The organism is Allobosea sp. GW821-FHT03A12 (assembly GCF_058986765.1).
This window is the reverse complement of the sequence record NZ_JBYSVZ010000001.1, coordinates 804,856-825,638: the sequence shown is the minus strand read 5'-3', so window position 1 is coordinate 825,638 and position 20,783 is coordinate 804,856. Positions and strand designations below refer to the sequence as shown.

22 protein-coding genes are annotated in these 20,783 nt (G+C 67.3%); 8 read left to right on the top strand and 14 right to left on the bottom strand.

What is annotated here, in order from left to right; genetic code table 11:
- Window positions 1-26 precede the first annotated feature (26 nt).
- Both AC3WLC_RS03870 and AC3WLC_RS03865 read right to left on the bottom strand, forming a co-directional pair.
- Window positions 27-1,352: a sensor histidine kinase N-terminal domain-containing protein gene (locus tag AC3WLC_RS03870; protein ID WP_493682616.1), complete on the bottom strand. Its 1,326-nt coding sequence runs from the start codon at window positions 1,350-1,352 to the stop codon at window positions 27-29.
- Entirely contained in the window at window positions 1,349-2,011 is a 663-nt protein-coding gene (locus AC3WLC_RS03865; protein WP_493682615.1) for a response regulator, read from the bottom strand. The genes AC3WLC_RS03870 and AC3WLC_RS03865 overlap by 4 nt, the downstream gene beginning before the upstream one ends.
- Before the next feature lie 176 nt (window positions 2,012-2,187).
- Between AC3WLC_RS03865 and AC3WLC_RS03860 the strand changes: the two genes are divergently transcribed.
- The 3 genes from AC3WLC_RS03860 to AC3WLC_RS03850 all read left to right on the top strand — a co-directional run bounded on the left by AC3WLC_RS03860 (window position 2,188) and on the right by AC3WLC_RS03850 (window position 3,974).
- Entirely contained in the window at window positions 2,188-2,808 is a 621-nt protein-coding gene (locus tag AC3WLC_RS03860) for a DsbA family protein (protein ID WP_493682614.1), read from the top strand.
- A 17-nt stretch (window positions 2,809-2,825) separates the two neighbouring features.
- Window positions 2,826-3,497 (top strand): L,D-transpeptidase, encoded by a 672-nt coding sequence (locus AC3WLC_RS03855; RefSeq protein ID WP_493682613.1) that lies wholly within the window; start codon window positions 2,826-2,828, stop codon window positions 3,495-3,497.
- 231 nt (window positions 3,498-3,728) lie between these two features.
- A complete protein-coding gene (locus tag AC3WLC_RS03850; RefSeq protein WP_493682612.1) occupies window positions 3,729-3,974 on the top strand; it encodes a hypothetical protein in 246 nt (81 codons plus the stop codon).
- A 122-nt stretch (window positions 3,975-4,096) separates the two neighbouring features.
- Here AC3WLC_RS03850 and ccoS read toward each other — a convergent pair whose 3' ends face one another.
- The 9 genes from ccoS to AC3WLC_RS03805 all read right to left on the bottom strand — a co-directional run bounded on the left by ccoS (window position 4,097) and on the right by AC3WLC_RS03805 (window position 12,748).
- The gene (gene ccoS, locus AC3WLC_RS03845) at window positions 4,097-4,276 is read right to left on the bottom strand and encodes a cbb3-type cytochrome oxidase assembly protein CcoS (RefSeq protein ID WP_493682611.1); all 180 of its coding nucleotides are present in this window, start codon (window positions 4,274-4,276) and stop codon (window positions 4,097-4,099) included.
- The gene (locus AC3WLC_RS03840) at window positions 4,273-6,462 is read right to left on the bottom strand and encodes a heavy metal translocating P-type ATPase (protein WP_493682610.1); all 2,190 of its coding nucleotides are present in this window, start codon (window positions 6,460-6,462) and stop codon (window positions 4,273-4,275) included. Before AC3WLC_RS03840 ends, ccoS begins: the two co-directional genes overlap by 4 nt.
- 1 nt (window position 6,463) lies before the next feature.
- The gene (locus tag AC3WLC_RS03835; protein WP_493682609.1) at window positions 6,464-7,009 is read right to left on the bottom strand and encodes a FixH family protein; all 546 of its coding nucleotides are present in this window, start codon (window positions 7,007-7,009) and stop codon (window positions 6,464-6,466) included.
- On the bottom strand, window positions 7,006-8,460 hold the full coding sequence (ccoG, locus tag AC3WLC_RS03830; RefSeq protein ID WP_493682608.1) for a cytochrome c oxidase accessory protein CcoG: 1,455 nt from the start codon (window positions 8,458-8,460) through the stop codon (window positions 7,006-7,008). Before ccoG ends, AC3WLC_RS03835 begins: the two co-directional genes overlap by 4 nt.
- 1 nt (window position 8,461) lies before the next feature.
- On the bottom strand, window positions 8,462-9,346 hold the full coding sequence (gene ccoP / locus AC3WLC_RS03825; RefSeq protein ID WP_493682607.1) for a cytochrome-c oxidase, cbb3-type subunit III: 885 nt from the start codon (window positions 9,344-9,346) through the stop codon (window positions 8,462-8,464).
- Window positions 9,347-9,349: 3 nt separating this feature from the next.
- Window positions 9,350-9,505 carry a cbb3-type cytochrome c oxidase subunit 3 gene (locus tag AC3WLC_RS03820; RefSeq protein WP_091837401.1) on the bottom strand — a complete coding sequence of 52 codons (156 nt, stop codon included), beginning with the start codon at window positions 9,503-9,505 and terminating at the stop codon, window positions 9,350-9,352.
- A gap of 8 nt (window positions 9,506-9,513) precedes the next feature.
- Window positions 9,514-10,278, bottom strand: a complete 765-nt coding sequence (gene ccoO / locus AC3WLC_RS03815; protein ID WP_493682605.1) for a cytochrome-c oxidase, cbb3-type subunit II — start codon at window positions 10,276-10,278, stop codon at window positions 9,514-9,516.
- Window positions 10,279-10,286: 8 nt separating this feature from the next.
- Window positions 10,287-11,900: a cytochrome-c oxidase, cbb3-type subunit I gene (gene ccoN, locus AC3WLC_RS03810; RefSeq protein WP_493683125.1), complete on the bottom strand. Its 1,614-nt coding sequence runs from the start codon at window positions 11,898-11,900 to the stop codon at window positions 10,287-10,289.
- 191 nt (window positions 11,901-12,091) lie between these two features.
- Window positions 12,092-12,748, bottom strand: coding sequence for a helix-turn-helix domain-containing protein (locus AC3WLC_RS03805; RefSeq protein WP_493682604.1), 657 nt, complete (start codon window positions 12,746-12,748; stop codon window positions 12,092-12,094).
- Between the two features lie 220 nt (window positions 12,749-12,968).
- Between AC3WLC_RS03805 and AC3WLC_RS03800 the strand changes: the two genes are divergently transcribed.
- Complete coding sequence (locus AC3WLC_RS03800; RefSeq protein WP_493682603.1) at window positions 12,969-13,433, top strand: hypothetical protein; 465 nt, start codon at window positions 12,969-12,971, stop codon at window positions 13,431-13,433.
- A 96-nt stretch (window positions 13,434-13,529) separates the two neighbouring features.
- On the opposite strand, the gene AC3WLC_RS03795 is transcribed toward AC3WLC_RS03800, so the two are convergent.
- Window positions 13,530-13,727, bottom strand: a complete 198-nt coding sequence (locus AC3WLC_RS03795; RefSeq protein ID WP_493682602.1) for a hypothetical protein — start codon at window positions 13,725-13,727, stop codon at window positions 13,530-13,532.
- Between the two features lie 363 nt (window positions 13,728-14,090).
- Here AC3WLC_RS03795 and AC3WLC_RS03790 point away from each other — a divergent pair, with 363 nt between their 5' ends.
- Window positions 14,091-15,125 carry an LLM class flavin-dependent oxidoreductase gene (locus AC3WLC_RS03790; RefSeq protein ID WP_493682601.1) on the top strand — a complete coding sequence of 345 codons (1,035 nt, stop codon included), beginning with the start codon at window positions 14,091-14,093 and terminating at the stop codon, window positions 15,123-15,125.
- Between the two features lie 18 nt (window positions 15,126-15,143).
- Here the strand turns inward: AC3WLC_RS03790 and AC3WLC_RS03785 are convergent, their stop codons facing one another.
- Window positions 15,144-15,860, bottom strand: a complete 717-nt coding sequence (locus AC3WLC_RS03785; protein ID WP_493682600.1) for a ribonuclease activity regulator RraA — start codon at window positions 15,858-15,860, stop codon at window positions 15,144-15,146.
- A gap of 144 nt (window positions 15,861-16,004) precedes the next feature.
- Window positions 16,005-16,979: a Bug family tripartite tricarboxylate transporter substrate binding protein gene (locus AC3WLC_RS03780; protein ID WP_493682599.1), complete on the bottom strand. Its 975-nt coding sequence runs from the start codon at window positions 16,977-16,979 to the stop codon at window positions 16,005-16,007.
- Between the two features lie 206 nt (window positions 16,980-17,185).
- Here AC3WLC_RS03780 and AC3WLC_RS03775 point away from each other — a divergent pair, with 206 nt between their 5' ends.
- From AC3WLC_RS03775 to araD, 3 genes are all read left to right on the top strand, one after another.
- Window positions 17,186-17,890, top strand: coding sequence for a GntR family transcriptional regulator (locus AC3WLC_RS03775; protein WP_493682598.1), 705 nt, complete (start codon window positions 17,186-17,188; stop codon window positions 17,888-17,890).
- Window positions 17,883-18,797 (top strand): dihydrodipicolinate synthase family protein, encoded by a 915-nt coding sequence (locus AC3WLC_RS03770; protein ID WP_493682597.1) that lies wholly within the window; start codon window positions 17,883-17,885, stop codon window positions 18,795-18,797. Before AC3WLC_RS03775 ends, AC3WLC_RS03770 begins: the two co-directional genes overlap by 8 nt.
- A gap of 171 nt (window positions 18,798-18,968) precedes the next feature.
- Window positions 18,969-20,699: an L-arabinonate dehydratase gene (gene araD / locus AC3WLC_RS03765; protein WP_493682596.1), complete on the top strand. Its 1,731-nt coding sequence runs from the start codon at window positions 18,969-18,971 to the stop codon at window positions 20,697-20,699.
- Window positions 20,700-20,783 lie beyond the last annotated feature (84 nt).

Below are 20,783 nucleotides of genomic sequence, written 5' to 3'. Positions count from 1 at the left end.
GCCGCGCCTTGATCAAGGCAGCACAATCATGGCGCTGGACGCGTGACCGTCGCCTTCAGCCCTGCGCCCAGGGGACGATTCTCCAATGCCAGCGCCGCGCCCAGGCGCGCGAGTGCGACCTCGACGATCGAAAGACCCAGGCCGGTTCCGACCGTCCTGCTGCTGCGCCCTCGATAGAAGCGCTGCGTCACCAGCGATATCTCCTCGTCCGGAATGCCCGGGCCATCATCCTCGACCGCGAACGCATTGTCCGCGACGCGCAGCCAGCGCACCTGCCCGCCTGGAAGGCTCTGTCCGCAGGCATTCTCATGCAGGTTACGCAGGGCCAGCCGCAGACTGTCAGGCTCCCCCAGCACGACGAAGTCATCGAGACGCGGGTCGATCTCGACGGTCTGCCCCGGCCATTTCCGCTCGCCATCGATCTCGCGCAGCAATGGACCGACGAGGATGCGCTGCCGGTCGGAGCCGGTAGCGTCCGCATCCAGCCTGGCCAGGACGAGCAATTGGCTGATCAGCCGGGCGGTCCGGTCCACGCCCTCGATGATCCTGTCGAGCGCCGAGAGGCGCATCGCGTCGCTATCGGCTGCCCGCGCGATCTGCGCCTGCGTGCGGATGCCGGCGAGCGGTGTTCGCAGCTCGTGCGCGGCGAAGGCGGTGATCTCGCGCTCATGCCGCCGGGCCAGGTCGAGACGCCGGAACAGCCCGTTCAATGCATCGGTGAGCGGGCGGATTTCCCTGACCGCATTGGCGCCGATAGGGCTCAGATCATCCGCCGGGCGGCTCTGCAGGTCACGGGCGATCTGACGGAGCGGGGCAAGCCCCCTGCCGACGCTGAGCCAGATCAGCCCGGCGAAGAGCGGCAGCATCAGCAAGGTCGGCGCCACCAGCCCGAGCACGAGATCCTGGACGAGCCGCTCGCGCAGGCCAAGGCGGTCACCAACCAGCACCCGCACCCCCTTGGCCGCATCCTCGATGGCATAGACACGCCACGCCTCGCCATTGATCACGCTGTCATGGAAGCCGCTGGCATGCGCAGAAAGCCGCTCGGCCGGGGCCGTCGTCGACGCCGCGACGAGACGCCCGCCCAGCGACCAGATCTGGCAGGAGAGCTGGCGCTCGTAGCCGGCCGCTTCCGCGGGATTCAACTGCGGAGTACCGGCGATTGCTGCCTGGGAAGAGCTATCGTCGTGCACCAGCGAGGCGACCATGCGCGCCGCTTCCTGCAGGCGCGTGTCGAGCACACGCTCGAGTTCGTTCTTGGTCCCGAGATAGATCCAGGCCGTCGCAGCAAGCCAGATCAGGCTCGTGGTGACCACCAGGATCGCAAATAGCCGACCGCGCAGCGAGCTCATGACGCGCTCTTGAGACGATAGCCGAGGCCGCGCACCGTCTCGATCAGCTCGCGCCCGAGCTTCTGCCTGAGATTATGGATATGGACCTCGATCGCATTGCTCTCGACGTCCTCCTGCCAGCCATAGAGCCGCTCCTCCAGTTGCGCGCGCGAGCGGATGACGCCCGGCCGCTCCGCCAGCGCGCGCAGAACGGCGAACTCCCGTCGCGTCACATCAATCGTCGTGCCGTCTCGCGCCACCGCGTGGCGCTCAGGATCGAGCACGAGGCCCCCAGTCGTGATCGCGGGCGCTGCCCGGCCTTCGCCACGTCGCCCGATCGCGCGCAGCCGCGCCGCAAGCTCGTCGAGGTCGAAGGGCTTGCCGAGATAGTCGTCGGCGCCGCGGTCGAGCCCGGCGATGCGGTCGCGGGTCTCGTCGAGCGCGGTCAGCAGCAGGATCGGGCAGCGCTCGCCCTGTGTCCGCAGGTCCCGGAGCAGATCGAGGCCCGATCCGTCCGGCAGCATGATGTCGAGCACCATCGCGTCGAAGGCGCCGGCCGCCAGCGCATGCCGCGCATCGGCGCAACTGCCGACCAGCTCGGCGTTCATGCCGTGCAGCTTCAGCCCGACGGCGAGACCGTCGGCGAGGAGCGGGTCGTCTTCGACGATGAGCACGCGCATGTGACCTCCACGGCCCAGCATCACCGCCGAGCTTAAGGCTGGCTTAAGCTGGGTAGCGCCGATGGCCCGCATCCGTCCACCGCCGGGGGCGCGACGATGCGACCGCCGCGAGCCGCGCCTGGCTCCCGGATCGGCAGGCGCAGCGCGGTCCCGGCAGCCGAGAAAGCCGCAGGCCCATGCACCACGACCGTCGCACCATCCTCCTCGGCCTTTCGCTTCTGGCTGCGGCCTTGCCGAAGGCCGTCCTGGCCGAGGAGAACAAGATCGACGTCGAGGCCATCCTGAACGACCCGGAAGCGCCCATCTCGGGCAATCGCAACGGCGACGTCACGATCGTCGCCTTCCTCGACTACAACTGCCCCTACTGCAAGACATCGGCTCCGGACCTTGCCCGCATCGTCAAGGAGGACGGCAAGATCCGGCTCGTCTACAAGGACTGGCCGGTCATCGCCGAGACCTCGGTCTATGCCGCGCAGCTCGCGCTCGCCGCGACCTATCAGGGCGCCTATGAGCGCGCGCACCACGCGCTGATGGCGACCAAGGGGCGGCTGAGCAAGGCGCAGATCTCGGCGGCGATCCAGGGCGCCGGCATCGACATGACGCGTCTCCAGACCGATCTCGACGCCAATGGCGGCAAGATCACCGCGCTGCTGCGCCGGAACATGGCCCAGGCCGACTCGCTCGGGCTGCAAGGCACGCCGACCTACCTGGTCGGCCCGTTCCGCACCTCGACGCTCGACTACAAGGGCTTCAAGCAGGTCGTCGCCGATGCCCGCGCCAAGCCGGCCTCCCAGTGAGGCCGGGCGCACGGATCATGGCCGACCAATTGCTCCCGACCCGCCGCATCGCAGGTCTGACGCTCGCTCTCCTGGCTGCCGGCTGCACGACGGTCGCGCAGCGCGCTGCGCCGCCGCCTACCCCTGTATCGCGGTTCAGCGCACTCGACCTCGCGCGCTATGGCGCCGTCGAGAGCGAACCTTTCCGCGTCCCCGCCGTCTCGCTGGAGGATCTGCGTCCGCGCAATCTGCGCCAACTCGTCGACTATCCGACCAGCCACGCGCCGGGCACGCTGGTCGTCGATCCGGGAAGCCGCTTCCTCTACCTCGTCCAGGAGGGCGGCAAGGCGTTGCGCTACGGTGTCGGCGTCGGGCGCGAGGGGCTCGAATTCACCGGCAGCGCAACCGTGCAGCGCAAGGCGCAATGGCCGCGCTGGACACCGACACCCGACATGATCAGGCGCGAACCGAAACGTTACGCCAGATGGGCAGGCGGCATGGCCGGCGGCGCGGACAACCCGCTCGGCGCCCGTGCGCTCTATCTGTTCAAGGATGGGCGCGACACGCTCTACCGCATTCACGGCACCAACGAGCCCGACACGATCGGGCAAGCCGTCTCCTCGGGCTGCATCCGGATGATGAACCAGGACGTGATCGACCTCTACAACCGCATCCCCAAAGGTGCGAAGGTCGTCGTGCTGCCTGCCTGACCGGGGGCTGTCGGCCGACGCTGCCGGCGGCCTGCCAGATGATTCTCGCCAATGTCATCGCGTGCTGCAGGATCGCCTCGTCGCTATGTGAGCGAAGAGGCGATAAAATAGCGAGTTTTCAATGATATATCGTGACCTATCGATCAGAATTGATGGATAGGTCAGAATTTCATAATCCATTCATTATTGAAGAAATAGATATCTGATTGGGCGATACGAAGGAGAAAGATCATGGACCGTCGTTCATTCGTGACCGCACTGTTTGGCGGCATCGCGGCAAGTGCTGTCGGTGCGAGCATTGCGAGTGCGCCAGCCAAGGCTGCTTCCCTGCCGGTCGATGACGCCGCCAGGCTCGATGCTGCTCCCGCCGAGTTCAGCCAGTACTGGCGCCGTCCGCGCCGTCGCCGGACGGTCTGCACGGTCCGGCGCAATCGCTTCGGCCGCCCTGTGCGTGTCTGCCGCACCGTCTATTATTGACGACATCGCCCCGGCCACCAGCGCCGGGGCTTTGCCCTCTGGCCAGCTGAATTCTGCCTGTCAGAGCTGGCCTTTCACCTACGAGAAGCTCCGCTTACGAGCGAAATCACTGCGGTGATAATCTACCCCCGCCTAGTTTCGCCACTTTGCGCCTCACCCTGCGCGTCATCGTCCTGCAGAACCCGCCAGGCCGCGCCGTCGAGATCGGCATATTGGCCGCTGCGCATGCACCAGAAGAAGGCACCGAGCCCGACAAGACCAAGGCCGAGCGCCAGCGGGAACAGGATCACGATGATGTTCATGCCTGCGCCTCTCCATTGCTCCGCGCGCGCAGCGCATTGAGCGTCACCACCAGCGAGGAGCCGGACATCGCGACGGCGGCGACCAGCGGCGTCGCCAGCCCGGCGACGGCGATCGGCACCGCGACTGCATTGTAGAGCACGGCGAACCAGAGGTTCTGCAGCATCAGCCCGCGCGCCTTGCGGGCGATTCCCAGCGCGTCAGCAACCGGCGCCAAGCTGTCGCCGAGGAAGACGATGTCGGCCGCGGCCTGCGCCAGATGGGTGGCGCTGACCGGCGAGAGCGAGACATGCGCCCCCGCCAGCGCCGGCGCGTCATTGAGCCCGTCACCGACCATCAGCACCTTGCGGCCACCAGCCGCCATCTTTTCGAGCAAAGCGAGCTTGTCGCCCGGCAGCAGGCCGGCATGCAGCTCGGTGACACCGAGCTCGGCGGCGATCGGCGCCACCGCCTCGAACCGGTCGCCGGAGAGGATCGCGACCTCTAGCCCGGCCTTGCGCAGCGCCGCGATCGTCTCGCAGGCCTGCGGCCGCAGCGCCTGCCCCAGCGCCAGCACCGTGCGGAAGGAGCCATGGCGATAGGCGATCAGCGAGGCGCCGGGATGCAGCGCCGCGACCATGGCCGCCTCGGCCTGCGCACCGCAGAAGGCGACGCTGCCGAGACGGCGCTCGTCGTTCCCATCGCCGACCGAGAGGCCCTGCCCGCGTTCCTCGTGGACATCGCCGGCGGGCGGCGGCGCAGCGAGCGCCCTTGCGAGGGCCTGCGCCAGCGGATGCCCGCTCGCCGCCGCGAGCGCGCCGATCTCGGCCCGCCGTTCCACCGGCAAGGCCTCGGGATTGAGAATGTCCGGCTCGGGCAGGGTCAGCGTACCGGTCTTGTCGAAGACGGCGATATCGGCCTCGGCCAGGCGCTCCAGCGCGTCGCCCTCCTTGAGCATGATCTTGCGCCTGAACAAGGCGGAGGCCGCGACGACCTGCACCGCGGGAATGGCGAGGCCGAGCGCGCAGGGACAGGTGATGATCAGCACGGTGACGGCGATCATCAGCGCCTCCGGCCAGGACAGGCCGAAGGCCAGCCAGCCGAGGAAGGTCGAGGCCGCCAGCGTGTGCACTACCGGGGCGTAGAGCCGCGCGGCACGGTCGGAGAGGCGGACATAGCGCGAGCGGTTGCCGACGGCCTGATCCATCAGCCGGTCGATCTCGTCGAGCAGCGTGCCCTGCCCGGCCGCCTCGACCCGCACGGTCAAGGCGCCGGTCAGGTTCAGCGTGCCGGCATGGACGCGTTCGCCCTGCCCGATCACGACTGGGGCGGTCTCACCGGTGACGAGACTCTGGTCGAGCTCCGAACGGCCGGTCTCGACGACGCCGTCGACGGAGACGCGCTCGCCCGGCCGCACCAGCACGAGATCATCAGGCACGATCGCGGCGATCGGCATTACCGTCGCGCTGCCGTCGGCGGCGAGCCTCGTCGCGGTCTCGGCCTTGAGCGCGGCGAGATTGCCGGCGAGGTCGCGGGTGCGCCGCCGCATCAACTGGTCGAGATAGCGCCCGATCAGCAGGAAGAAGAGCAGCATGACCACGCCGTCGAAATAGGCGTGGCGGCCATGGTTCCAGGTCTCGGCGACCGACATCACCAGTGCCAGCACGACACCGATGGTGATCGGCACGTCCATGTTGACCGCGCCGGCCTTCAACGCCCGAAGCGCGCTCTCGAAGAAGGGGCGGCCGGCATAGGCGGCGGTCGGCAGCGCGATCAGGGCCGAGAGCCAGTGGAAGAAGTCGCGCGTCGTCGGGTCGATGTCGCCGCTGTTGCCGGACCAGACCGCGACCGAGAGCAGCATGATGTTCATCGAGGCGAAGCCGGCGACGCCGAGCGCACGCAGCAGATAACGCTCCTCGGCAGCCGCCCCGTCCACCTGGCGCTCCGGCGCGAAGGGATAGGCCTTGAAGCCGAGCGCGGCGAGCTTTTCGACCACCGCCTCCGGCCGCAGCAGCGCCTCGCGCCACTCGACCGAGACGCGCTTCAGCGCGAGGTTGACGCGGGCGCCCAAAATGCCCGGCTCGCGGGCGAGCCCACCTTCGATCGCCTGCATGCAGCCGGCGCAGCGTATCCCGTCGACCGCCAGCTCCATGCTGGCGATGCCATCGTCGCGATGGCGCACGAAGACGGAGAGGTCCTGCGCCGCCATCTCAGCGCTCCGCCAAAGTGACGCGGCTGCGCGAGACGAAGACGACCTCATCGCCGCGCTTGGCCTGCAATTCGAGGATCCAGGAGCCGGCCTCGATCGTCCCGAAACGGGCCTCGTAGCGTCCCGGCCGGCTTTCGCTCAGCACGAGGTCATGGTCGCGGGCGGAGGTCGCGGGGTGGCGCAGGCGGGCACCGGTGGCGAGGCCGGCGAGCGGCCCGCCACTGCGATCGGCCAGGCTGACGGCGAGCGTCGCGCCCTCGCCTTGCCGGACCAGCGTCGTGGTCGCGCTCCAGCCGCGCGCATCGCGCTCGTGTTGGCGGGCGATCTCCTCGTTGAAGCGCTGGCTGTCCTCATAGGCGCTGCGGGTCTCGACACCCGGCATGGTCCGCAGCGCCATCGTCAGGATCGTCGCATTGACCGAGACGATCACGCCGAAGAACAGGATCAGCATGGCCGCGACCATGCCGCCGGTCAGCTCGAAAGGGCGGCGCGGGGCGATCGGCCTTGGCGTCTCATAGGGCATGAGGATGACTCCGCAGCAGCTCATCGATGGGTCTCCGGCGCCATGAAATGGTCGTCGGCGCGCACTGTCTCGCCGGCAAAGAGATCGGAGGCGGTGATGGTGATCGCCTGCGAGGGCGCAAGCGGCACGCCGGCCGGGACGGTGACGAGGACGCGTACCTCGCGCGTCGAATCGGGATCGACGGTGACGACGGGGCGCAGATCGGCACTCGGCGTGATCCCGACCGCCTCGATCCTGACGCCCGGCAGGCCAGAGACCGTTAGGGCAAAGGGCCGGTGCTCCGGCCGCTTGTTGAGCAGGCGCACTGTATAGGCGTTGCGGATCGAACCGTCGCTCAGCGTGACGAACAATGGGGCGCGCTCATGCAGCACGGAGATGCCGGCGGTGCTGCGGGTCGCGAGCTGCCAGAGCATGGCGCCACCGACGATGGCGATCAGCGCCGCATAGGCCAGCGTGCGCAGGCGCACCGGCCGGTAGATCGCGGCGAGCCCGGCGAGGCGGCGCTGGACATTGCCGTCGGTGTCATAGGCGATCAGCCGGGTCGGGCGGCCGATCTTGCTCATCACGGTGTCGCAGGCGTCGATGCACAGCCCGCACTGGATGCAGTCGACCTGCGCGCCGTCGCGGATGTCGATCCCGGTCGGGCAGACCGCGACGCATTGGAAGCAGTCGATGCAGTCGCCCGCCGGCGCGCCCTGCGCCTTCAGCTTCACCGCCTGCTTGACCGAGACGCGCGGCTCGCCGCGATCATAGCGATAGGTGACGTTGAGCGCCTCGTCGTCGGTCAGAGCCGCCTGGATGCGCGGCCAGGGACACATGTACTTGCAAACCTGCTCGCGCATGATGCCGGCGAGCGCATAGGTGGTGAAGGTCAGGATCGCGATCCAGACATAGGCCGAAAGCGGCGCGGTGAAGGTCGCAAGCTCGCGCACCAGCGTCGGCGCATCGGCGAAGTAGAGCACCCAGGCGCCGCCGGTCCACCAGGCGATGACCAGCCAGACCGCATGCTTGGCGGTCTTGCGCCAGAGCGTGTCGAAGCCCCAGGGCTCGGCATCGCGGCGCATGCGCTCGCGCCGGTCGCCCTCGAAGAAGCGCTCGACCGCGAGGAAAAGGTCGGTCCAGACCGTCTGCGGGCAGAGATAGCCGCACCAGACCCGGCCGGCGACCGCATTCATCAGGAAGAGGACGAAGGAGGCCAGGATCAGCAGGCCGGTGAAGTAGTAGACCTCCTGCGGCCAGATCTCGATGAAGAAGAAGTAGAAGCGGTTGTTGGCGATGTCGGCCAGCACCGCCTGGTTGGGGAGATAGGGGCCGCGATCCCAGCGCAGGAAGGGCAGCAGGTAGTAGATGCCCAGGCACAGGAAGAGGATGAGCCACTTGGCGCGCCGGAACGGACCCGACACGCTCTGCGGATAGACCTTCCGCGACGCCGCGAAGAGCGGGATGTCGTCCTGGTCGGTCTCGGTGCTGCTCACGCTACTGTCCTCCCCCCAGCGAGTGGACATAGACGGTCAGCGCCTTGATCGTGGTCTCGTCGAGCCGCCCGGCCCAGGCCGGCATCACGCCGTTGCGGCTGTTGCTGATGGTTTCGGTCAGCGAGGCCATGTCCATGCCGTAGAGGCTGATCGCGTCGGTGAGGTTGGGCGCGCCCAGCTCCTGGTTGCCCTTGGCCTGAGGGCCATGGCAGGCGGCGCAGTTGTCGGCGAAGACCTTACGGCCGAGCGCAAGATTCGCCTTCGGCTCGGTCGGCAGGCCGGCAAGCTCGCGGACATGGCTGGCGACGGCGAGGATCTCCTCGCGCTTCAGCACGCCATCGCGCCCGAAGGCCGGCATCTGGCTGACGCGGGTGTCGTTGTCGCCGGCGACGCGGATGCCGTGGCGGATGGTCTGCTGGATCGCCGGAAGCGAGCCGCCCCAGAGCCAGTCGTCGTCGTTGAGGTTGGGGTAGCCCTTGGCGCCGGCGCCGCCGACGCCATGGCACGCCGCGCAATTGTCGCCGAAGGCGGCCTTGCCCTGCGCCATCGCGATCTGGAACAGCGTCGGGTCGGCCTTGATCTGCGCCGGAGTGGCATCCGCCATGCCGGCGGCCTGCGCCGCGCGCTGCGCCTTGAGCTTGGCCATGTCCGCGCTGATGTCGGCGCGGCTGGCATAGCCGATCACGCCCCTGGTCGCGTCGGTCAAAAGCGGCCATGCCGGGTAGACGATCCAGTAGCCGATCGACCAGACGATCGTGGCGTAGAAGATGCCGAGCCACCAGCGCGGCAGCGGCGTGTTGAGCTCGCGGATGCCGTCCCATTCATGGCCGGTCGTGCTGTAGCCGGTGGCGGCATCGACATGCGGATCGTCGTGCTTCTGGTCCATCGGTCAGTCCTCGCGCAGCGGGTTGAGCGCGGCTTCTTCGAAGCGGGCGCGGTTCTTCGGCCAGAAGGCGTAGACGCAGACCCCGAGGAAGACGGCGACGAAGTAGAGGAGCCCGGCGGACTGGGCGAAGCCGGCGAGCCAGTGATAGGTCGTTTGCATGATCGGGCTCAGCGGATGTTGGCTTTGTCGTCGTAGAGCTTGAAGTCGACCATCGTGCCGAGCGCCTGCAGATAAGCGATCAGGGCGTCGGCCTCGGTGATGCGCTGCGGATTGCCGTCGAAATCGCGCGACTGCGCCTTGGGATAGCGCTTCTCGAGGTCGAGCTGGCCGGGATGGTCCGGCGTCGCCTGCGCCTTCAGGTCGGCCTCAGCCTGCGCGATCATCTCGTCGCTATAGGGCACGCCGCCGGCGCGGTTGGCGCGTAGCTCGTCGGCGATGTCCCCGAACTTCAGCTCGGTCTTCTCCAGGAAGGGATAGCCCGGCATGATCGACTGCGGCACGATCGCGCGCGGCTCGGCCAGATGCGCCCTCTGCCATTCGTCGGAATACTTGCCGCCGACGCGGGCGAGGTCCGGCCCGGTCCGCTTCGAGCCCCACTGGAAGGGCTTGTCGTACATGCTCTCGGCCGCGAGCGAATAGTGTCCGTAGCGCTCGACCTCGTCGCGCAACGGCCGGATCATCTGGCTGTGGCAGTTGTAACAGCCCTCGCGCACATAGATGCCGCGTCCGGCCAGCTCAAGCGGCGTATAGGGCCGCATGCCCTGCACCGTCTCGATCGTGTTCCGGAGATAGAACAGCGGCGCGATCTCGACGAGGCCGCCGATCGAGATCACCAGCAGCGTGCCGAGGGCGAGGATGATCGAGTTGGTCTCGAAGATCTTGTGCTTGGCCCAGAGCGAGCGGCGCGGCGGCTTGTGGTCTATGCTCGTCATGATGGTCCTCAAGCGGTGGCGAGCTGGCGCGGCGGCAGCGCATGGGCCTGCGGCGTGTCTGCAGCCTCCTCGCAGCGCACGGTCATCCAGAGATTGAAGGCCATGATCAGCGCGCCGATCAGGAAGAGCGCGCCACCGAGCGCCCGGATCACGTAGAACGGGTGCATCGCCGCGACGGTCTCGATGAAGGCGTATTCGAGGAAGCCGAGCGAGGTGTAGGCCCGCCACATCAGGCCCTGCAGGATCCCAGAGACCCACATCGCCGTGATGTAGAAGACGATGCCGAGGGTCGAGACCCAGAAGTGCCAGCTCACCAGCTTGAGCGAGTAGAGCCCCTTGCGGTTCCACAGCCAGGGCACCAGGCAATAGATCGCGCCGAAGGAGATGTAGGCGACCCAGCCGAGCGCGCCGGAATGGACGTGGCCGATGGTCCAGTCGGTATAGTGCGAGAGCCCGTTCACCGCCTTGATCGACATCAGCGGCCCCTCGAAGGTGGACATGCCGTAGAAGGCGAGCGAGACCACCATCATCCGCAGCACCGGGTCGGTGCGTAGCCGGTCCCAGGCGCCCGACAGGGTCATGATGCCGTTGATCATGCCGCCCCAGGAGGGCATCCACAGCATGATCGAGAAGGTCATGCCGAGCGTCTGCGCCCAGTCGGGCAGCGCGGTGTAGTGGAGATGGTGCGGGCCGGCCCAGATATAGATGAAGATCAGAGCCCAGAAATGGATGATCGAGAGCCGGTAGCTGTAGATCGGCCGCTCCGCGCGCTTGGGCACGAAGTAGTACATGATCGCGAGGAAGCCGGCGGTCAGGAAGAAGCCGACCGCGTTGTGGCCGTACCACCACTGGAACATCGCATCCTGCACGCCCGACCACAGCCCGTAGGACTTCGGCGACAGGATCGAGACCGGCACGGCGACGTTGTTGCCGACATGCAGGACCGCGATGGTCAGGATGAAGCCGAGATAGAACCAGTTCGCCACATAGATATGCGGCTCCCGACGCTTCTTCAGCGTGAACAGGAAGACCAGGAGATAGGCGACCCAGACCAGGGTCAGCCAGAGATCGGCATACCATTCCGGCTCAGCGTATTCCTTGCTCTGGGTGATCCCGAGCAGATAGCCGGTGCCGGCGATGACAATGAACAGGTTGTAGCCGAGCACGACGAACCAGGGCGAAAGGTCGCCGGCGAGGCGGGCCCGGCAGGTGCGCTGCACCACGTAGAACGAGGTGCCGATCAGCACGTTGCCGCCGAAGGCGAAGACAACCGCCGAGGTGTGCAGGGGCCGCATCCGGCCGAAATTGGTCCAGGGCAAGTCGAAGTTCAGCACCGGGAAGGCGAGCTGCAATGCGATGATCAGCCCGACGGTGAAGCCGGCGATGCCCCAGACCATCGCCGCCACGGTCGCGAACTTGACCGGCCCCATATTGTAGTTGGGCTTGCCGTCGATCTCCTGGGGCTCGACTGCGAGCGAGCCGTCGAAGCAGCGATTGCCGATCAGGATCAGGCCGACGACGGCAGCGGCTGCGCCGAGCAGGGCATGGAAGGCGTAACCGGGGTTCTCGGTCAGGGCACCGATCAGGATCAGCGGCAGCACGCTGGCGCCCGCGATCAGCATCCCGATCATCTCGCCGACCGTCATTGCCCGGACAGGGCTCGTCGTCGCCGTCACATCCGACTCCCGCTTCATCGCAGGCGCAGAGGTCGCGCCCTCGATGGGAGGCTTAACGGCCGGGGAAGCGGGGGGCTTTGATCCAGGTCAAGGGAAGGAAAGGGCGAGCTGCGGCAGGGCGGCGCAGCAATTTTCGCTCACGCCGCGACGGCGTGCATCCGCTCGGGGTTCATCACGCGCACGCCGCCGGGCACGATCAGGATCGTCTTCTCCTTGGCGAGGCGCGTGAAGGTGCGGCTCACCGTCTCGATCGTCAGGCCGAGGAAATCGGCGATGTCCTGCCGCGTCATCGGCAGCGGCACCGTCACCGAAGGCTTGCCGAGCCTGGCCCAGCGCTGCTGCATGCCGAGCAGGAAGCAGATCAGCTTCTCCTCGGCGGTGCGGCGGCCGAGCAGCATCATCTGCTCATGGGCGAGCGTCAGCTCATGCGTCGCGAACTCGTGCAGGCGCTTGAGCAGATGCGGCTTGGCGTCGACCAGCGCGGTATAGGCCCCACGCGAGAAGGCGCAGACCGCGACGTCGCCGATCGCGTCGGCCGAGAAGCCATAGGCGTCGCGCATGGCGAGCCCGAGGAAGTCGCCGGGCAGCGCGAAGCCGACGACCTGGCGGCGGCCATCCGACAGGAGCTTGTAGAGCCGCACGACGCCGGCGGTGACGTTGTAGACGCAATGCGCCTCGGAGCCTTGTGTGAACAGCGTGTCGCCGGAAGCGAAATGCGTCGGCATCGCCAGCTGTTCGAGCAGAGCGAGCTCGTCGTCGGTCAGGGAGGCACAGACGCTGACCAGGCGGACCATGCAGTTGCGGCATCCGCCTTCGCCGCGGGCTGCGGCGCTGCACGCCGAGGGCTGACAGTTCACGATCGCACCTTCCTGCTCATGCGCGGAGCTTACCGCATGGGCGAAAGCCAACAAAGCGCGCGTCCCGCCGCAGCTCCTCGGATTTGATCCAGATCAATGCGGCGACAGGCCCTGCGAAACGAGGTTGCTGCCTCGAAACAGGGGAGAGCCGCACGTGATGGGCGATGACATCTTCGAAGTCGCGCGCATCCTGCCCGGCAGCGCCGACACGGTCTACGGGCTCGTCGCCCTGCTGCATCCTGAGGTCACGCCGGATGGCTGGGCCGCCTTCCTGCGCGACAACTCGCAGGACGGAGCCCAGCCGCGCGGCGTCTTCAGCCTGCGCGACGCGCGCGGCATGCCGCATGCCCTGTTCGGCTTCCGCGTCGCGCGCACGATCACCGGCGGCACGACGCTGGAAATCTCCGAGATCGCGATGATGCGGCTGCCTGGAACCTGTCTCGTCGACGCCCTGCTGCGCTTCGCCAACCAGCTCGCGGCACAGCTCGACCTGCCGCGCATCGCGATCTCGCTGGAGCGCTCGGCCGCCTGGCCACAGGATCATGATGCGTTTCAGCGCTGCGGCTTCCAGGTCGATCGCGTCATGGTCCTCGGCCGCGCCCGGCTGGAACCGGCGGCGTGATTTGCAGGCGGCGCCTCTAAAGCCGCCACCGGTTCGTCGCCCACCAGGCTGCCGCTGCGAGGGCGACCATGCCGAGCGCGACAAGAAGTGCCTCGCCTATCGCGCCGGCTCCTTCCGTGCGTTCATGAAACTCGCGAACCATGCGCCGTCGATGCTCCCCCCAGAGCCCTCGCGCTGCTCCGCCGTCACTTGGCACAGCAGCTCGATTTCCTCGAAGGACAGGTCATAGAACGGCAGCAGCATCGGATTGCCGACGATCGAGCGATCGCTCTCGGCCACAGCCTCGCCGTCCATGAAGCTCTCCCCCTGTGCAATTGCGCTCGAATCCGCTTTCCGCGGAGCGCGCCGAGGCAACAGCAATCGCTTGTGTCCCGCCACACCCAAATGGGGGGTGAGGCGAAGATTATTGTTCCGCATGGTACCGATTTTGGCGAATTCGCATAGACCCCTCGGCGCTAAAGCATTGCGCGAAAAAGTGGGAACCGGTTTTTCGCAGAAGCAATGCTCTAAACCTCTAGAATCGATCACGGTTTTCGCATTTTGACGGTTCCGTCAAAATGCGACTTGATCTGGCGCATCTTGAACGGCGGCGATGCCAGCGCCAGATGGCGCGGGCGCCGGCTCCCCGGCCTATCGCGTCAATCCCGGATCTCGCTTATGCCCGTATCCCTCCAGCTCGGCCTCGACACCTTCGGCGACGTCACCGCCGGCCCGGACGGCACTTTGCTTTCGCATGCGCAGGTGATCCGCGACCTGGTCGACCAGGCCGTGCTCGCCGACGAGATCGGCATCGACTTCTTCGGCATCGGCGAGCATCACCGCGGCGATTTCGCGGTGTCCTCGCCCGAGACCGTGCTCGCCGGCATCGCAACGCGCACGAGCCGCATCCGCCTGGGATCGGCCGTCACCGTGCTGAGCTCGGACGACCCGATCCGCGTCTTCCAGCGCTTCTCGACGGTCGATGCGCTCTCGAACGGTCGCGCCGAGGTCATCCTCGGCCGCGGTTCCTTCACCGAATCCTTCCCGCTCTTCGGCTTTGATCTGCGCCAGTACGAAGTGCTGTTCGAGGAGAAGCTCGACCTCTTCGTCGAGCTTCTCCGCAAGAAGAGCGTGACCTGGGAAGGTTCCTTGCGCTCGCCGCTGCGCGACCAGCAGGTCTTCCCGCCGATCGAAAAAGGCGAGCTGACGACCTGGATCGGCGTCGGCGGCAGCCCGGAATCGGTGGTGCGGGCTGCGCGCTACGACCTGCCGCTGATGCTCGCCATCATCGGCGGCCCGGCCCAGCGCTTCGCCCCTTACGCCCAGCTCTACCGCGACGCGATGGGACGGCTCGGCCAGGCCGAGCGGCCGATCGGCGTGCATTCGCCGGGCTATGTCGCCGCGACCGATGCGCAGGCTGCCGAGGAATTCTTTCCCGCCTACAAGACGATGCGTGACCGCATCGGCGCCGAGCGCGGCTGGGGCCCGGTATCGCGCGAGGAGTTCGAGCGCGAGGTCTCGGGCGGCTCGCTCTATCTCGGCTCGCCCGAGACCGTCGCGCGCAAGATCGCCACGACGGTGAAGGCGCTCAGCCTCCAGCGCTTCCAGCTCAAGATCAGCGCCGGCCCCCTGTCGCAGGACAAGCTGCTGCGCTGCATCGAGCTCTATGGCCGGCAGGTCATTCCGATGGTGCGGGAGCTGCTGGCAGCCTGAGGCCGCCGGCAGGCTGCGTCACTTCCAGTCCGCCCGCCATCTGGCGAACTCGGCCTTGGTCTCGGCATTGGCCGGGTAGAGGCCGAAGATGCCATGCCCTTCCCGCACCTTCATCTCGACGAAGTCCTCATAGGCGGTCTGCTCATAAGCCTCGGCCGCGACCTCGTTGGCGAGATGAGAGGGGATCACGCAGACGCCTTCGCCGTCGCCGACGACGATGTCGCCGGGATAGACGGGCACATCGCCGCAGCCGATCGGCGCGTTGATGTCGAGCGCGTGGTGATGGATCAGGTTGGTCGGGGCACTCGGCCGGTTGTGATAGGCGGGGAAACCGAGCGTCGCGATGTCCGGGCTGTCGCGGAAACCGCCATCGGTCACCACGCCGGCCACGCCGCGCTGCATCAGGCGCGTCACCAGGATGCCGCCGGCGGACGCCGCGCGCGGGTCCTTGCGGCTGTCGATCACCATGACATGACCGGGCGGGCAGGTCTCGACCGCGACGCGCTGCGGATGCTGCGTGCCCTCGAACACGCTGAGATGGTCGAGGTCCTCTCGTGCCGGGATATAGCGCAGGGTGAAGGCCTCGCCGACCATGCGGGCTGACGGGTTCAGCGGGCGCACATCCTGGATGAACTGGTTGCGCAGGCCGCGCTTGAATAGCGCCGTGGTCAGGGTCGCGGTCGAGACGCGTTTCAGCTTCTCGCGGTTTTCGGGGGTGAGCGCAGTCGATGTCATGAGCCAATACTCGTTGAGAGAGCGGGAATCGTCATTGCGAGCGCAGCGAAGCAATCCAGGGGCGGCAGAGCTCTACGTCTTCCTGGATTGCCTCGTCGCTCCGCTCCTCGCAATGACGGAGGAGGAAGCGGGCAAGCGCCTAGCTTATTCGATCTTCACATTCGCCTTCTGTGCCACTTCGGCCCAGCGCTTGGTCTCGCTGGCGATATGGGCGGTGAACTCGGCCTGGCTGGAGCCGACCGGCTCGACGCCGAGCTTCTTCAGCTGCTCGATCACCGCCGGCTCGCGCATGATCGCCTGCGTCTCGGTCGAGAGCTTGGCGACGATCTCCGGCGGCACCTTCGACGGCGCGAAGAAACCGTGCCAGGAACTGGCATCATAGCCCGGGATGAACTCTGACAGCGCCGGCAGATCGGGCGCGACCGCCAGCCGCTTCGGCGTCGCCGTAGCCAGCGCGCGGATCTTGCCGGCTTCGACATGCGGCCAGGCGATGGTGATGTTGTCGAAGGTCAACTGGATCTGGCCGGAGAGCAGGTCCTGCGTCACCTGCCCGCTCGACCGGTACGGCACATGCACCATGTCGGTGCCGGTCGAGACCTTGAACAGCTCTGCAGCCATATGGGTCGAGGTTCCTGCGCCCGAGGAGCCGAAGGAGTACTTGCCCGGGTTCTTCTTCAGGAGTTCGACCAGCTCCGGCACGGTCTTGGCCGGCAGGTCGACATTGACCATCAGCAGGTTCGGCACGCTCGCCACTTGCGAGATCGGCGCGAAGTCCTTGATGTGGTCATAGGGCATCTTCGTATAGACGGCCGGGTTGATCGCATGGCTGGAGACCGTGCCCATGGTCAGCATGTAGCCGTCGGGCTCTGCCTTCGCGACCGCCGCCGCGCCGGTGTTGCCGCCGGCCCCGACCCGATTCTCGACGATGAACTTGCCGCCGAGGCGCGCACCCAGCCGATCCGCCAGGATGCGGCCGAGCAGGTCGGTCGTGCCGCCCGCTGCGAAGGGCACCACGATGGTGACGACCCTGCTCCCGGGATAGCCGCCCTGTGCCAAAGCCGGCGCGGCCAGCATGGCGCCGGCTCCGGCGAGCAGGCTGCGGCGTGTGATCGATGTCATCCAATCCTCCCTCGTCATTATCCATCCGGCCCTTGCCGTTCCGGCGTCTTGCGGCCGTCTTGCTCGACTCCATAGCACGCAATTCCAGATTTGAAATCTGAAATTTCAGACTTGATGTCGCTTGCGCTTTGTGGTGTCTGGTGAGGCAATGGCAACGGGTCAGCCCCGGCATCGAATCGTGCCGCTGCCTCGCCAGAGGATCTGGGATGTCAAACGCACTCGCCATCGAACCCGTCTCGCCGCATCTGCTGCGCTCCCTGCGCGAGCATGTGCACGAGCGCCTGCGCCGGGCGATCGTCGCGGGGAAGTTCCGCGAGGGCGAACGGCTGAACGAGCGCCAGCTCGCCGACATGCTGGGGGTCTCCACCACGCCGGTGAAGGACGCGATCCGCATGCTGGAGAGCGAGGGCCTGGTACGAACCGAGGCGCGCCGCGGTGTCTTCGTTGAGTTCTCGGCACGCCAGGCGCTGGAGATGGCGCTCGGCCGCGCCGCGCTCGAAAGCGTCATGACCCACATCGCCGCCAACCGGATCAGCGCCGGCGAAATCGCCGAGATGGCCCGCCTGATCGACGAGATGGCGCACGCGACCGAGCACGGCGATCTGGAAGACCTCGTCAACCTGAACGAGGCCTATCACGGCATGATCCACCGCATCTCGGGCTGCGGCTATCTGGAGCGCCGGCTCGACGGCCAGCGCATGTACGACCATGCCCAGCGCATCGCTTTGCTCGGTGAGCCCAGCGAGCGCGCCAGGGGCTTCGAGGAGCATCGCGGCATCTTCGAGGCATTGCGCGCGCATGAGCCGGCAAGGGCCGAGCAGCGCATGCGCAGCCATATCGTGCGCTCCGCCAAGAGCCATGTGCGCCAGGTCTTCGGCGCCGATGCGGAAGGATTGGATTACGATGAGTGACAGGGTTCGCAGCGGCCTGCGCGGCATCTCGGGCGTGCATGTCACCGCCTGGAAGGGCGATGGCGAGGCCGACTGGGCGCTGACCGGCAAGATCGTCGCGCGTATCGCCGCGGCGGGCATCCACAACATCGTCTCGGCCGGCAATACCGGTGAGTTCTATCCGATGACGACCGACGAGGTGGTGCGCAGCCATGCCGTGGCTGCGGAGGCCGCCGCCGGCAGGGCGCTGGTCACCGCCGGCATCGGCCGCTCGCTGCGCGAGGCCATCGCGACCGGCAAGCTCGCCGCTACGGCCGGCTGCGATGCGGTGATGGTGCATCACCCGCTCGACCCCTTCGCCGCGCCGCATTCGCAGGCCGACTACATCCTCGCCATCGCCGAGGCGCTGACGATCCCGCTCGTCGCCTATATCCGCTCCGACGCGATCGGCGTGAAGGATCTCGCCCGCGTCGCGACCCATCCCAATGTCGCCGGCGTCAAGTTCGCCTCGCCGAACATGATGCTGCTGGCCGAATGCGTCCGCGCCACGCAAGGCTCGAGCGCCAACTGGATCTGCGGCCTCGCCGAAGGCTGGGCCGCGCCCTTCCACGCACTCGGCGCCCGCGGCTTCACCTCGGGCCTAGTCAATGTCGCGCCCGAGCGCTCGCTGGCGATCTGGCAGGCGCTGGAGGTCAACGATTACGAGCTCGCCCGCCGCCTGGTCGACGAGATCGCCGGCTTCGAGACGCTGCGGACGAAGTACGGCAACGGCGCCAACGTCACCGTGGTCAAGGAGGCCCTCGGCCTGCTCGGCACCAATGTCGGCCCGGTGCGCCTGCCCGGCCTGCCGGAGCTGAACGAGAGCGAGCGCGTCGAACTGCGCAGGATCGTCGGAAACTGGGGCAGCCAGCGCGCGGCGGCGGAGTAGCCTCTGTCATTCCGGGGCATCGCGCAGCGATGAACCCGGAACCCACGACCGGGTGAGCCTCTCGTCTAGTGAAAGTCGTTTCACCCAGTCATGGGTTCCGGGTTCGACCCTGCGGGCCGCCCCGGAATGACAAGTCGTTGAGTTAACAAAGAACACACTGAGGAAACGCCGATGCCCCATCCCCGCAAGACGCCCGACACGCTGCGCTCGAAGCGCTGGTTCGGCGCCAGCGACCTGCGCTCCTTCGGGCACCGCTCGCGGGCGCTGCAGATGGGCCTCAACCATGACGAGTTCATGGGCAAGCCGGTGATCGGCATCCTCAACACCTGGTCCGAGATCAACCCCTGCCATACCCATCTGCGCGACCGCGCCGAAGCGGTGAAGCGCGCGGTCTGGGCCGCCGGCGGTTTCCCGGTCGAGATCCCGGTGATGTCGGCCTCGGAGCAGTACCAGAAGCCGACGACCATGCTCTATCGCAACTTCCTGGCGATGGAGGCGGAGGAGTCGATCCGCTCCCATCCCCTGGACGGCGCCGTGCTGCTCGGCGGCTGCGACAAGTCCACCCCGGCTTTGATCATGGGCGCCTGCAGCGCCGGCCTGCCCTTCATCTTCGTGCCGGCCGGGCCGATGCTGCGCGGCAACTGGGCCGGCAAGACGCTCGGCTCCGGCGCCGATGTCTGGAAGTACTGGGCCGAGAAGGAGGCCGGCAACATCTCCGATGCGCAATGGCGCGACATGGAGAGCGGCATCGCCCGCTCGCACGGCACCTGCATGGTGATGGGCACCGCCGCGACCATGATGAGCCATGCCGAGGTACTGGGCCTCACCTTGCCCGGCGCTTCCGCCATCCCCGCCGCCGACGCCGCCCATCCGCGCATGGCCGCCGCCTCCGGCAAGCGCATCGTCGAGATGGTCTGGGAAGACCTGACGCCCGACCGCATCCTGACCCGCGAGAGCTTCGAGAATGCGCTGACCGTCCACATGGCGGTCGCCGGCTCGACCAACGCCATCATCCATCTCGTCGCCATGGCCGGCCGCGCCGGCGTGCCGTTGACCCCCGACGATTTCGACGCCTTCTCGCGCAAGGTCCCGGTGATCGCGAACCTGCGCCCCTCGGGCGACTTCCTGATGGAGGATTTCTTCTATGCGGGTGGCTTACCCGCCCTGCTGAAGCAGCTCGAGAGCAAGCTCCACACCGGCGCCATGACGGTGACCGGCAAGCCGCTCTCCAAGACGATCGCGCTCGCGCAGGTCTATGACGACAACGTCATCCGCCCGCTCGACAAGCCGGTCTCGACCGCCAACGGCCTTGCCGTGCTCAAGGGCAACCTCGCCCCCGGCGGCTGCGTCATCAAGCCGTCCGCCGCCGAGGAGCGCCTGCTCAAGCATTCCGGCCCGGCCCTCGTCTTCGAGGACTATGATGCGATGATGAAGGCGGTGAACAACGAAAACCTCGACGTCACCGCCGACCATGTCATGGTGCTGAAGAATTGCGGCCCGGTCGGCGGCCCCGGCATGCCGGAATGGGGCATGCTGCCGATCCCTAAGAAGCTTCTGAAGCAGGGCGTGCGCGACATGCTCAGGCTCTCCGACGCCCGCATGTCCGGCACCAGCTACGGCGCCTGCGTCCTCCACATCGCGCCGGAGGCCTATATCAAGGGCCCGCTCGCGGCGGTCAGGACCGGCGACATCATCAGCGTCGACGTCGAGGCGCGCAGCATCTCGGTCAACCTGTCGGATGCCGAGATCGTCGAGCGCCTGAAGAGCTGGTCGCCGCCCGACCGCGACTACCCGCGCGGCTGGGGCAAGATGTCGGCCGCCCATATCCAGCAGGCCGACAAGGGCTGCGATTTCGACTACCTCGTCGGCACGGCCAAGGTGGCGGAACCGGAGATCCACTGAACGCCCGCCCGGCGGCCAGTTCACTGCGAAGCCATCGGAAACCCAGCCTGACCTAGCGGAATCTTCTCGATCCTGCGGTCGAGC